Origin of the sequence: Rhodobacter lacus (assembly GCF_042683065.1) — a bacterium.
GTDB lineage: Bacteria > Pseudomonadota > Alphaproteobacteria > Rhodobacterales > Rhodobacteraceae > Rhodobacter > Rhodobacter lacus.
Map to the genome: position 1 here is coordinate 123,737 of NZ_JBHUIX010000004.1, position 11,716 is coordinate 135,452.

Sequence of the window (11,716 nt, forward strand, 5' to 3'; positions counted from 1 at the left end):
GGCCGGGCTCATCCCGCCCATGGAGAACTCGATCCGAGGGGCGCGCACGCCCGTCGGCAATAGCGCCGGCTCAGGGCCGGAAGATCTCGGGCGTGATCTCGGTCGCCTCGCGCCAGGCGCGGGCAAACGGGCCCATTTCGGGCAGACGACGATCACGGACGAGACGGTTCACCCAGCCGATCAGCGCGAAGGGCATCGCCACGATCAGGATGAGCGAGAAATAAAGCGCGTATTCGGGCCGGGGGGCACGGTGTCCATGCGACACCCCATGAGCGCGGATCTCGTTGCTGTTCATTTGGTATCCCCCCTCTTCTCGGAGCGTCCGATCCCGCCAAGGGCTTCGACCATCTCCAACACGACACGTTCCGCCCCTTGATCAAGGGCAGCCTTCTCAGCCGCATCCCGCAGGGACTTGGCCGCTGAAATCCTCGTAAGTACCGGATGCTCACTCACAATCCGGTCAAGTGCCACCTGCGCATCCACATCCCAGGGCATGTCGCGACGCAAGGTGGTAGGCGTTGCCGCGGCGCTGTCCATTTCGGAGGCGAGCGGCAGGATATTGAACAAAGCGTCGAACAGGCCGTTGCAGACTTCCTGCAGCAAGTAGACGCTTCCTGTGTAGCCCATGAAGGGGGTGCCCGTCGCGCGGCGGATTGCCGCTCCGGGGAAAGAGGCGGCCACAAAAGAGGCCGCAGGCCCATGCCCGCCCTTGGTTTCGGCAAGATAAATCTTCTCGTTGATCGAGCCAAAAACGACCAGAGGCCGGGTTTGGCGGATCAAACCGCGAATTTCCTCGTTATTCGTCTTTTTCCCGGCCACACGGGGCACCGAAAAGGCACATGGGAGCCCCAGATCGCGTTCAAGGAAGGCTTTGATGCCGCGCGCATATGTCTCATTCGCCACGACGCCGAAGGAGGCGGTGCCGAAGAAGTCTTGCGTGACAGATCGCCACAGATCCCACAGCGGCTTCAGAGTCGTGTGTTTTTCGCGCGCGATGAAGGGTTCGGGGTCGAGTCCCGTCAGCTCGCCGAGCGTGCGCAGGAACTTGGTCGTCGCCTCAAGGCCCATCGGCGCCTGCAGATAGGGCTTGCCGAGCTTCTCGGCGAGGTTGCGGCCAAATTCGCGGTACATCACCACGTTCACATCGGCATTCACGAGGTTGCGCATCTCGCTCAGATGCGCGCCCAGGGGGAACACCATGTTCACTTCGGCGCCGATTCCCTCGATCAGGCGGCGAATCTCCGCGAGATCCGAGGCCATGTTGAAGGTGCCATACATCGGCCCAAGAATGTTCACCCGCGGCTTCGCCCCTTCGGGGCGCACACGCTCGCCGGGCATCCGCCCCTTGGTCATGCCAAATTCGGTGAAAAGCCAGGTCATCGCGCGGTCGGCGCATTGCCATTGGTCTTCGTCGATGGTGCGCGGCAGGAAGCGCTGGATATTCGTGCCCTGCGGCGTCACGCCGCCGCCGATCATTTCGGCAATCGAGCCTGTCACCACCACGGCGGGCAGATGCGGGTCGAGCGTTTTCCACGCCCGGCTCATCGCCGCTTCCGTGCCCTCGCGGCCCAGTTCTTCCTCACCGAGCCCGGTGACGACAATGGGCAGCTCATGCGGCGGCAGCGCATCGGTGTAATGCAAAACCGAGGTCACGGGGAGGTTTTCGCAGCCCACCGGGCCGTCAATCACCACCTGCAGCCCTTTGACGGCGCAAAACGCATAGACCGCGCCCCAGTAGCCCCCTGCCCTGTCATGGTCGAGGATGAGCATCAGATCATCTCCTCGGCCTTGGCCGCACGGGCGGCTTTTTCCTGTTTCTTGCGCTGGCTCTCGCGGAAGTCGGGATGGAGCACCGGCTCGTTTTCCCAGATCCCGGCGGTATCGCCCGTGCCCACCCCCGCAAAGAAGGCCTTCATCGAGGCCATGCGCGCGCGGTTGCCCATCGCGGTGTTGATCACCTGCGCGAGGCTGCCCGCCCCGGCCGGGCCCATGAGCGGGCGCGCCGAGATGAGGTTGGTGAAGTAAAGCGCGGGCGTGCCCATTTCTTTTGCCTTCTGCACCACGGGGGTGGTGCCGATGGCGAGATCGGGCGCAAAAGCCTCCATCGCGGCATAATCGTCTTCGAGGCTGGCGCGGTATTTGACCACCGTGCCGCGCGCCTCAAGCCAGGCCTTGTCGGCGGCACTCCAGGGCGTGCGGCCAAGCGCGGTGCCAACGTAAGGCACCTCGGCGCCGGATTCGATCAACAGACGCGCGACCAGAAGCTCCGAGCCCTCATAGCCCGAAAGCGTGATCCGCCCCTTGATTGGCGCATTGGCAATCGCCCCCCTGATCGCGGGGCCAAAGGCGTTTTGCGCGGCGGCAATCTGCGCGGGCGCGACGTTGTAGGCCTCGCCGATATTGGCGAGCCACTCCATCGTACCGTCATGGCCCACGGGGGCCGAGCCGACGATGGTCCGCCCTGCGGCCTCGAACTCGCGGATCGCAGAGGTGTAAAACGGGTGGATCGCGGCAATCACCTTGCTGTCGAGCGCGGCATAAAGCTCGCGCCAGTCGCGCACCGGAACCGTGGGGCCAACCGCAAGGCCCATCGGCGCGAGCATCCCGCCAATCACCATCGGATCGGCCGGGAACATCTCGCCCAGAAGCGTGACCGTTGGCCGGTCCGCCCGGCCAGACGCGGGCGCCTGCACCGGACCGGCCATCGCCTCTTGCCGGGCATAGTTCAGCATCGCGCCCGAAAGCACGTCTTTCGCCTCGGCATGGGTCGGCACACCAAAGCCGGGAACGTCGATCCCCACCACGCGCACCCCGTTGATCTCGCTTGGCAACAGCCGCAGCGGCACGCCCGAGGCGGTGGGCACACAGAGGTTTGCCACCACGATCGCGTCGTAACGCTCCGGGTCGGCCAGCTCATGCACCGCGGCGCGGATATCCTCGAAGAGTTTCCCCGTCACGAGGGTTTCCGAGTCAAAGGGCACATAGCCCACCGAGCGGCGCGCGCCGTAAAAGTGGGAAATGAAGCTCAGCCCGTAAACGCAGCAGGCCGAGCCGCAAAGCACGGTCGCGGTGCGGCGCATGCGCAGCCCCACGCGCAGCGAGCCAAAGGCCGGGCACATCGTTTGCGGCCGGTCATGCGGGCCTTGCGGGTAGTCGGCGGCGAAGCGATCAAGCAGTTCGGCATTGCCCGCAGCGCGCGCCTCGGCAACCAGCCGATCCGCGCCCGCGCCGCAGCTGCCTTCGCCCGGCCCATATGCGCCTTGGCTCTCAGACATCGTCGTAGATCACTTCCAGAGATTTCTTCGGCGCGGCATTGGCGCCACGCAGGTCTTCTTCGGTCGCGGGCACGAGATCGACATCGCCCCCCTCGTCGCTCGCCTCGAACAGGCTCAGGAGTTCATCCTGGCTGAGCGGGCGCGGCCGCAGGGGCGGCGCATCGGCGACGTTTTGCGCGAGTTCGGCAAAGAGCGGGCCCCAGGCCGTCGCATTGGTGCCAACGATCTGATAAGCGGCCGATTTGCGGCGCAGCTCCTCATCGGCGGGAATGGCCGCGAGGATCGGAATATTCGCGGCCTTGGCAAAGGCCTGCGCCTCGCCGGTGCCATCGTCCTTGTTGATGACGATGCCCGCCACGCCGACATTGCCGCCGAGCTTGCGGAAATATTCCACCGCGTTGCAGACGTTGTTGGCCACATAAAGCGATTGCAGGTCGTTCGAGCCGACCACGATCACCTTTTGCGCCATGTCGCGCGCGATCGGCAGGCCAAAGCCGCCGCAGACCACGTCGCCCAGGAAATCGAGCAGAACGAAGTCGAAATCCCAGTCATGGAAGCCGAGCTTTTCGAGCGTTTCAAAGCCGTGGATGATGCCACGCCCGCCGCAGCCGCGGCCCACTTCCGGCCCGCCCAGCTCCATCGCGAAAACGCCGCCGGACTTGAAGCAGACATCGCTCACCTTCACCTCTTCGCCCGCGGCCTTCCTGGCGGCGGCGGTCTCGATGATGGTGGGGCAGTTCTTGCCGCCAAAGAGCAGAGAGGTGGTATCCGATTTCGGGTCACAGCCGATCAGCAGCACGCGCTTGCCCATCTCCGCCATCATGTGGCTGAGGTTGGCCAGCGTGAAGGACTTGCCAGAGCCGCCCTTGCCGTAGATCGCGATGATCTGCGTTTTCTTGGTGGGCGGGAAATCGGGTAGTTCCATGGTCGGCTCCTCGGAGGCCTCGGCCCGAAGCCGGTCGTCATATCCTCTCAGGTTCGGTGCGTCGCTCATGCGGCTTTACTCCAGTCGAGGATCATCTTCAGGCAGTCGGGGTCTTCAAAAGCGGTTCTGTAGGCCTCGGCCGCATCGGCCGCGGGGCGGCGATGGGTGATGAGACCATCAAGCGAGAGCGCGCCGCTCTCGATCAGGGCCCGGGTCGCGGAGAGATCGGCAGGCTGCCATTCGGCGGCGATGCGCAGGCGCATCTCCTTCATGAAGGCGGGCACAAAGGCGAAGGACACGGGCACGGTATAAAAGCCGCACAGCACCAGCTCGCCATGCTTGTCGAGATGGCCGACAAGCTGGTCGATCAGCCCGGGCGCGCCCGAGGCATCATAAATCGCCTTGTAATCGCGGCGCGGGTCCTCGGCGGGGTCGAGCACCTCATAGCCCCGCGCACCAGACCGGCGCGCGGCGTTGATCTCCCACACCACCGGGGGCTTGCCGCCCGCAGCGATGGTGAGGCGTGCGAGCAGACGGCCCAGCGTGCCATGCCCCACGATCAGATCGGGGAGCGCATTGTCAAACCCGGCAAGCGCATGGCGGGCGGTGGCGGCGAGCGCGAGCAGCGCCCCCTCGGCGCCGATCCCGGCATCAAGGCGGCAGACCCGCGACGCTGCCGTGACCAGACGCCTGGAGGCACCGCCAAACAATCCGCGCACTCCGCCCGAGTAGCAATTCGCCCCGGGGACGAAGACGTGATCACCCGGTCGAAAGCCGGTGTCGGGGCCGGCTTCGACTACCTCTCCGAAACTCTCATAGCCGGGAACGAGAGGGTACCCCATGCCCGGGAAGGGTGGCATGGTGCCAAGCCAGAACAGCTTTTCGGTACCTGTCGAAATGCCGGAATAGGCGACGTCGACGACGAGATCCGAAGGACCGGGGTCGATCAGTCCAGCGGTGCCCGTCGAGATCGCTTTCGGACCGGACATTATGACGACTTGCGTTTCCATCTCTCACTCCCGACGCGATCGGGCCGGAGAGTCGGGCAGATCACGCCTAGATGTATGATTAAACTTACACGCCCGACTGTCAATTTGATTAGACACTTTCGACACATTCGGGCGTGCGACTTTCTGACCCCGCCCGGCCCCTTCCGGGCCGGGCCGCGCGCGTTCACCCGCGTTCGGCCTCGATCACCGAGGTGATGAAGGGGCGCAGGGTGCGGGCTTTCGTCACCCGAACGAACCCTGCCTTTTCAAGCATTTGCTTGATCTCTTCGGGGGATCGTGTGCGCCCCGAGCACATCGCCATCGTGTAGAAGGCAAAATAAACGTCGCAGGCGCGATCCGGTTTTTCGCCGCCACCGAAGGTTTCGGAGATGATCAGACGGCCTCCGGGCGGCAGCGCAGCATGCACTTTTTTCAGCAGCGGCTCGACCACGCTGTCAGGATGATCATACAGAACCCGCACCAAAGAGATGACATCGGCGCCTTCGGGAATCGGGTCATCGCGGAACGAGCCGGGCGCGAGCGTGAGTCGCGGGCTGAAGCGGTCTGCCACCTCAAGCACATGCGGCAGATCGAAAAGCGTCAGATCCAGCTCCGGGTAGAGCGCCGCCGCCTGCCGCAAGAACGCGCCGGTGCCCCCGCCCACATCCATCAGCCGCTTCGCCCTGGACAGGTCGATCAGCCGCAAGGTGTCATCGGCGACGGTGCGCTGACTGTCCGCCATCAGTTGCGAATAGCGCGCGGCCAGCCCCGCATCCTCCCGCGCGAGCGGGCCGAAAACATAGGGCCAGAAGCCCGCAAGCTCCGGCTCGGTCTGGCCTTTGAGGAAGGCAACCGGGTCGCAAAGGTCGCGGTACAGCACCGGATGGTGGCGCACCATCGATTCGAGCCCCGGCACGGTGATGAAGGCCGCGCCGCGCGGCATCAGATGCCACAGGCCGCGGCGGAATTTCACGAGCTTGAGCGCCGCCGCCGCTTGCAACAGCACCGCAAGCCGGTCTTCGGCCAGCCCCGAGCGCAGCGAAATCTGCTCAAGCCGCCAGGCCCCCTCGGCGAGAATGTGCAAAAGCCGAAACTCGACCACGGCGAGCAGAACCTGGCTTTGCACGAAGCCCGAGACCACATCGAACAGCGCCACGCCCTCGCGCCGTGTGACGCGGTTCATCAGCGGCATGCGCTCAAAGATCTCGTGCAGCCGCGGCGAAAGCGCGATGCGGGTAAAAAAGCCGACCCGGCCCGGCGGGCGTGGCGGTTCCTCACGGCCCAGATCGGGCACCGGGCCCGCAGGCGGCTTCACCGGCGCGGCCGCAGCCGCCCCCTTCAAAACGCTGACATCATCCTTGGCCACGGCTCAACTCCGGTCAGCGGCAGCCGGGATATCCATGATCTTTTGTGCGTAAAGCTGCACGAGCTGGGCGAGCTTCGCCTCCCCCGGGCACGACGGGATCGAGGCGATGGCGCCCGCGAGCACATCTTGCAAATGCTTGGTCGCCCCGGCGATCCCCATCGTCTGCACCGCGGTCGGGCGCTGGTGGGTGCTGTCTTGCCCGGCGGGCTTGCCCATCACCTCGGCGGGGACGAGCGCATCTTTCAGGTCGTCGGCGATCTGGAAGGCAGAGCCGATCCGCATCCCGAGATCAAACCACGGTTCGGGCTCGGCGCCCGCCGCAATCGCGCCCATTTGCGTTGCGGCAATGAAGAGCGCCCCGGTTTTGGACTGGTGATAGGCGGCAAGGTCCACCTCGGGCTCGCTTTCCCACGCCTGCCCCGCGCAGATGCCGCCGCAGGCGCCCGAAAGCTGGCCGAGTTTGGCAATCAGCTTGAGCGCGCGGTCGGGCGATTGCGCCCCGACGGCGGCGAGCACTTCAAAGCCGCGGATGAGCAGGCTGTCGCCCGCCAGAACCGCGAGCGGCTCGCTATAGGCCTTGTGCAGCGAGGGCTTGCCGCGGCGGATATCGGCATCGTCAAAGGCGGGCAGATCATCATGCACGAGGCTCGCGCAATGCATCAGCTCAAGCGCCACGGCGGCGGCATCGCTCACCGCGGGCATGTCGTCGCCGCAGGCCGTGGCCACCGCCATCAGGATCGTCGGGCGGATCCGCGCACCGCCCGGAAACACCGCATAGGGCAGCGAGGTGGCGAGCCGCGGCGGACAGGCCGCCAGGGCTTCGGGGGAGAGCGCGGCTTTCAGCGCCGTCTCAATACGGGTATCCATCATGGACATGAAAGGGCCCTCCGCTGCGTCACTCGGGACATTGGCATTCGCCCCTCCATGTGTAAACTGAAAGTTACACCCGGGGGATGGGACAAATTGCACCCTCCGGGGACATGTTTGGAGCGCGGGAATGCAAGGTGAGACGGGCGTCGTGGTGATCGGCGCCGGAATGGGCGGATTGGCAGCAGCGGCAGGGCTCGCGGCGCAAGGCATCAAGGTTACGGTTGTTGAAGCGGGCGACGTGCCCGGCGGCAAGGCGCGTGGTGTGCCAACCCCCTCCGGGCTGGCCGATACCGGGCCAACGGTCCTGACGATGCGCCATGTTCTCGATGCGATTTTTGCCGAATGCGGCACCCGCACAGAAGATGAGCTGACGCTGATTCCCCTGCCCCGGCTGGCGCGCCATTTCTGGCCCGATGGCGCAACACTCGACCTCTTCACCGATCTCGATGCCAATATCGCGGCGATCGAGGCGGCCTTCGGGGCGAAGGAGGCTGCGGCATTCCGCCGCTTCGACCGGATCACGCGCGGCATGTGGGAAGCCTTTTCGGGCTCGGTGATCGCGGCGCCAAAACCGGACCTGGGGCGAATCGTTGCCGCAACGCTGGCGCGCCCGAAGCTTTGGGGCGCACTCCGGCCGGGGCTGACGATGCAGGAGCTTCTGCGCAGCCAGTTCTCCGACCCGCGGCTGGTGCAGCTTTTTGGCCGTTACGCCACCTATGTCGGCGGCCGTCCCGCCGCGACACCCGCCGTGCTCTCGCTGATCTGGCAGGCCGAGGTGCAGGGCGTCTGGGCGATTGCCGAGGGCATGCATGGCGTGGCCGCGGCGCTCGCCCGTGCGGCCGAGCGCAAGGGTGTGCAGTTTCACTACAATTCCCGCGCCAAGCGGATCGTGCGCAAAGAGGGCCGCGTGGTCGCGGTGGAAATCGAGAACGGCACCTCGATCCCCTGCGCGGCTTGCGTCTTCAACGGCGATCCGGGCGCGTTGCGCGACGGGCTTCTGGGCGATGCCGCGCGCGCCTCGATGGAGGATACGCGCCGCCCCGAGCCGAGCCTTTCGGCCTGGGTCTGGGCCTTTGGCGCGAAGCCCGTGGGCGTGGAGCTTGCCCATCACAACGTCTTTTTCAGCGCCGACCCGGAGCTTGAATTCGGCCCGATCGGGGTGGGCCGGATGCCGGAAGAGCCGACACTTTATGTCTGCGCGCAGGACCGCGAGATGGCGAGCCCGCCGCCCGAGATCGAGCGGTTCGAGATCATCATGAACGGGCCTGCGGGCCATCAACCCTTCCCGCAGGAGGAATCGCAATGCAGGGCACGCACCTTCCCGACGCTGGCCGCGATGGGGCTGAGCTTCGAGCCGGAGCCGGAGCCACCGGGGCTGACAACGCCGGCGCTGCTGTCGCGCCGGTTTCCGGGCTCGCAGGGGGCGATCTACGGGGGCTCGCCGGAGGGGGTTCTGGCGACGTTCCAGCGGCCCTTGGCGCGGACGGGGCTGAAGGGGCTTTATCTGGCGGGTGGGGGCACCCATCCTGGCGCGGGGGTTCCCATGGCGCTGACTTCCGGCAGGCATGCGGCGAAGGCCTTGGCGGCGGACCGGATTTCCGCCGCGAAGTAGGGCCGAACGGCTACGCCTGGTGGTATTGCGACGGCATCTCCGACGATGGCACGAAGGCGTTTTCGATGATCGCCTTCATCGGCTCGGTGTTCTCGCCGTGGTATCGCTGGTCGGGCCGCAAGGAGCCGCAAAACCACTGCTGCATCAACCTTGTGACGACCGGCCGCGAGGGCCGCTTCACGATGACAGACCGCGGCCGCTCGGCGCTGCGCCAGACCCGCGACACATTCGAGGTCGGTCCCTCCAAGCTCACCTGGACCGGCACCGAACTGATCATCGATGTCGATGAATGGGGGGCGCTGCCCAAGCTCGGCAAGCTCAAGGGCCGGATCGTGCTCACCCCCGCCGCGGTGACGCAGGCAGAGCTGCGCCTCACCCCCGATGCGGGCCACACCTGGCGCCCCTTTGCCCCCATCGCCAAGGTCGAGGTTGATCTCGCGCCCGGCCACAAATGGACCGGGCACGGCTATTTCGACGCCAATTTCGGCACCCGCGCGCTTGAGGAAGATTTCGCCTTCTGGACCTGGGGACGGTTCCCGCTGAAGGATCGCACGGTCTGCTTTTACGATGCCACCCGGCTCGACGGCAGCAAGGTCGCGCTCGCGGTGCAGATCAACCCCGATGGCTCGGTGCGCGAGGTGGAGACCCCGCCGCCGCTCGTGAAGATGAAGCGCACGCCCTGGTTTGTGCGGCGCGAAACCCGCTGTGATCCGGGCGCAAGGCCGAAAGGCGTGTTCTCGCTTCTCGAAGCGCCCTTCTATTCGCGCGCGCTGATGGAAACCACGATCGACGGCGAGGTGAGCGTGGGCATGCATGAGGCGCTCGACCTCGTGCGGTTCCGCCAGCCGGTTCTGAAACCGATGCTCGCGGTGCGTGTGCCGCGCCGCGCCGGCTGGACGTTCAAGGACTGAGCGCCGCTCAGGCATGAAAAGGCCCGCCCTGCAGCAGCAAGGCGGGCTTTTTCAGTCTCGTCAGAGCTTAAGGCGTAACGGCGGGCTCATTGGGGTTGCGGCGCCACACGCTCCAGTTCAGCGCGCCCGCAGTGGTCACCCAGATCACATAGGGCACAAACAGCAGCCCCGCGACCCAGTCGATGCGCCAGAACAGGATGGTGGTGGCAAACACGGTCAGCCACAGCCCGACCAGCACGATCATGCCGCCCCCCAGACGATGCAGGCCGAAAAAGATCGGCGTCCAGAGCGTGTTGAAGCCGATCTGAAGGCCCCAGAGCGCGAGCGCCATGCCCACCCCGGCATTCTCGCCCGCGAGCCCCGCCACCCGTGCCGCAGCGATCGACATCAGGATGTAGAGCGTGGTCCAGACCGTCGGGAACACCCAGTTCGGCGGGGTCCAGTCCGGTTTGTTGAGGCTGTCATACCAGGTATTGGGCTTGAACACGGCACCCGTGGTACCGGCGGTGAGGCAGGAAGCAAGGAACACAAAAAACAGGGGCAGGCTCATCAGAGGCCTCCGGTTGGGAAGGTTGCATGTTCCCTTATAACCCCTTGCGGCGCCCGAGGTTCCGCTCAAATCGGGCGCCCTGACGTTTTGTCGCAGCCCGGAGGCGCGCCGCCGCAGGCTCAGGCGAGCCCGCGGTCGCGCGCTTTCAGCGCCATCATCGCACCGATCAGAAGCTCGGCACGATCCTGCCCTTCGGGCTTGCGCGCTGCCGCATCGACGAGGAAGGCCACTTCGGGCTCGGGCTTTGCATGAAGCCGCGCCGAGCGTGGCAACAGCGAAAAGCCCATCGACGAGAACACCGAGCCCGCCATCAGCACAAGCTTGCGCCGCCCGGAGGTATAGGCGCGGCTCGTGACACTGTCATGGCCCCGGCGCACCACCTGATCGCCAATCGCGGCATAAACGCGGCCCGCGGCCAAAATGCCGGGGCGGCAGTCGAGCGGCAGGCAGCGCACGCCGGTCGCGGCACGCCAGTAAAGCATGTCGGCGCGTTTGATCAGCCGCTCGGTGCAGCGGCAAATGCCGGGAAGCGGTTGCGGATCGGCGAGGAAGTCTTCCGGGTCGATGCCCTCTTCGGCGAGCCAGTCGAGCGGCAGGAACAGCCGCCCGGCGCGGGCATCCTCGCCCACATCGCGCGCAATATTGGTGAGCTGCATCGCAAGGCCAAGGTCGCAGGCGCGCGCGATCACATCGGGGTCGCGCACCCGCATCAGCACGCACATCATCGCGCCAACCGCCGAGGCCACGCGCGCCGAATAGGCCTGCAGCTCGGAGAGATCCTTGTAGCGCCGCCCCGAGGCATCCCATTCGAGCCCTTCGATCAGCGCTTCGGGCAGCGCCCGCGGCATCTCGAATTCCTCCACCACCGAGGCAAAGGCCCGGTCAGAGGCCGCATCGCGCGGCTGACCGGCATAGATCCGGTCGAGCCGGTCTTTCAGGCGCGCAACCGCAGCCCCCTTGTCGGAGGCTGCGACTTCATCCACCGCATCGTCAGCGACACGGCAGAACGCGTAAAGGGCAAGCGCCGGATCGCGCACCCGCGCGGGCAGAACCCGCGAGGCGGCATGGAACGAATAGCTCCCGGTGCGGATCAGCTCGCGGCAAACCGCCATATCTTCCGGGGCAATCATTTCCGGCCCTTACCACGCGGAGCGCGCTTGGGCGCAGGTTTCGCCGCAGGCGCCGCCGGTTTCGCGGGCGGAGCCTCTGCCATTGCCG

11 protein-coding genes are annotated in these 11,716 nt (G+C 66.0%); 2 read left to right on the forward strand and 9 right to left on the reverse strand.

Translation table 11 applies throughout. The features are described from left to right. Positions 1-70 precede the first annotated feature (70 nt). From pufQ to ACFSM0_RS04035, 7 genes are all read right to left on the reverse strand, one after another. On the reverse strand, positions 71-295 hold the full coding sequence (gene pufQ, locus ACFSM0_RS04005) for a cytochrome PufQ (RefSeq protein ID WP_377387520.1): 225 nt from the start codon (positions 293-295) through the stop codon (positions 71-73). Continuing rightward, positions 292-1,770: a chlorophyllide a reductase subunit Z gene (gene bchZ, locus ACFSM0_RS04010; RefSeq protein WP_377387523.1), complete on the reverse strand. Its 1,479-nt coding sequence runs from the start codon at positions 1,768-1,770 to the stop codon at positions 292-294. The genes pufQ and bchZ overlap by 4 nt, the downstream gene beginning before the upstream one ends. Continuing rightward, positions 1,770-3,275 carry a chlorophyllide a reductase subunit Y gene (gene bchY / locus ACFSM0_RS04015; RefSeq protein WP_377387526.1) on the reverse strand — a complete coding sequence of 502 codons (1,506 nt, stop codon included), beginning with the start codon at positions 3,273-3,275 and terminating at the stop codon, positions 1,770-1,772. Before bchY ends, bchZ begins: the two co-directional genes overlap by 1 nt. Next, the gene (locus tag ACFSM0_RS04020; RefSeq protein WP_377387529.1) at positions 3,268-4,269 is read right to left on the reverse strand and encodes a chlorophyllide a reductase iron protein subunit X; all 1,002 of its coding nucleotides are present in this window, start codon (positions 4,267-4,269) and stop codon (positions 3,268-3,270) included. Before ACFSM0_RS04020 ends, bchY begins: the two co-directional genes overlap by 8 nt. After that, a complete protein-coding gene (gene bchC / locus ACFSM0_RS04025; protein ID WP_377387532.1) occupies positions 4,266-5,210 on the reverse strand; it encodes a chlorophyll synthesis pathway protein BchC in 945 nt (314 codons plus the stop codon). Before bchC ends, ACFSM0_RS04020 begins: the two co-directional genes overlap by 4 nt. A 163-nt stretch (positions 5,211-5,373) precedes the next feature. Continuing rightward, positions 5,374-6,483, reverse strand: a complete 1,110-nt coding sequence (locus ACFSM0_RS04030; protein WP_377387943.1) for a methyltransferase — start codon at positions 6,481-6,483, stop codon at positions 5,374-5,376. A gap of 75 nt (positions 6,484-6,558) precedes the next feature. After that, positions 6,559-7,431, reverse strand: coding sequence for a polyprenyl synthetase family protein (locus tag ACFSM0_RS04035; RefSeq protein ID WP_245860910.1), 873 nt, complete (start codon positions 7,429-7,431; stop codon positions 6,559-6,561). Between the two features lie 121 nt (positions 7,432-7,552). On the opposite strand from ACFSM0_RS04035, the gene crtD reads away from it, so the two are divergent. Both crtD and crtC read left to right on the forward strand, forming a co-directional pair. Then, entirely contained in the window at positions 7,553-9,037 is a 1,485-nt protein-coding gene (crtD, locus tag ACFSM0_RS04040) for a 1-hydroxycarotenoid 3,4-desaturase CrtD (RefSeq protein WP_377387536.1), read from the forward strand. Between the two features lie 65 nt (positions 9,038-9,102). Beyond that, entirely contained in the window at positions 9,103-9,948 is an 846-nt protein-coding gene (gene crtC, locus ACFSM0_RS04045) for a carotenoid 1,2-hydratase (protein ID WP_377387539.1), read from the forward strand. Between the two features lie 67 nt (positions 9,949-10,015). Here crtC and tspO read toward each other — a convergent pair whose 3' ends face one another. After that, positions 10,016-10,498, reverse strand: a complete 483-nt coding sequence (gene tspO / locus ACFSM0_RS04050; RefSeq protein WP_377387542.1) for a tryptophan-rich sensory protein TspO — start codon at positions 10,496-10,498, stop codon at positions 10,016-10,018. A gap of 119 nt (positions 10,499-10,617) precedes the next feature. After that, complete coding sequence (crtB, locus tag ACFSM0_RS04055) at positions 10,618-11,628, reverse strand: 15-cis-phytoene synthase (protein ID WP_377387545.1); 1,011 nt, start codon at positions 11,626-11,628, stop codon at positions 10,618-10,620. Between the last annotated feature and the right edge of the window lie 88 nt (positions 11,629-11,716).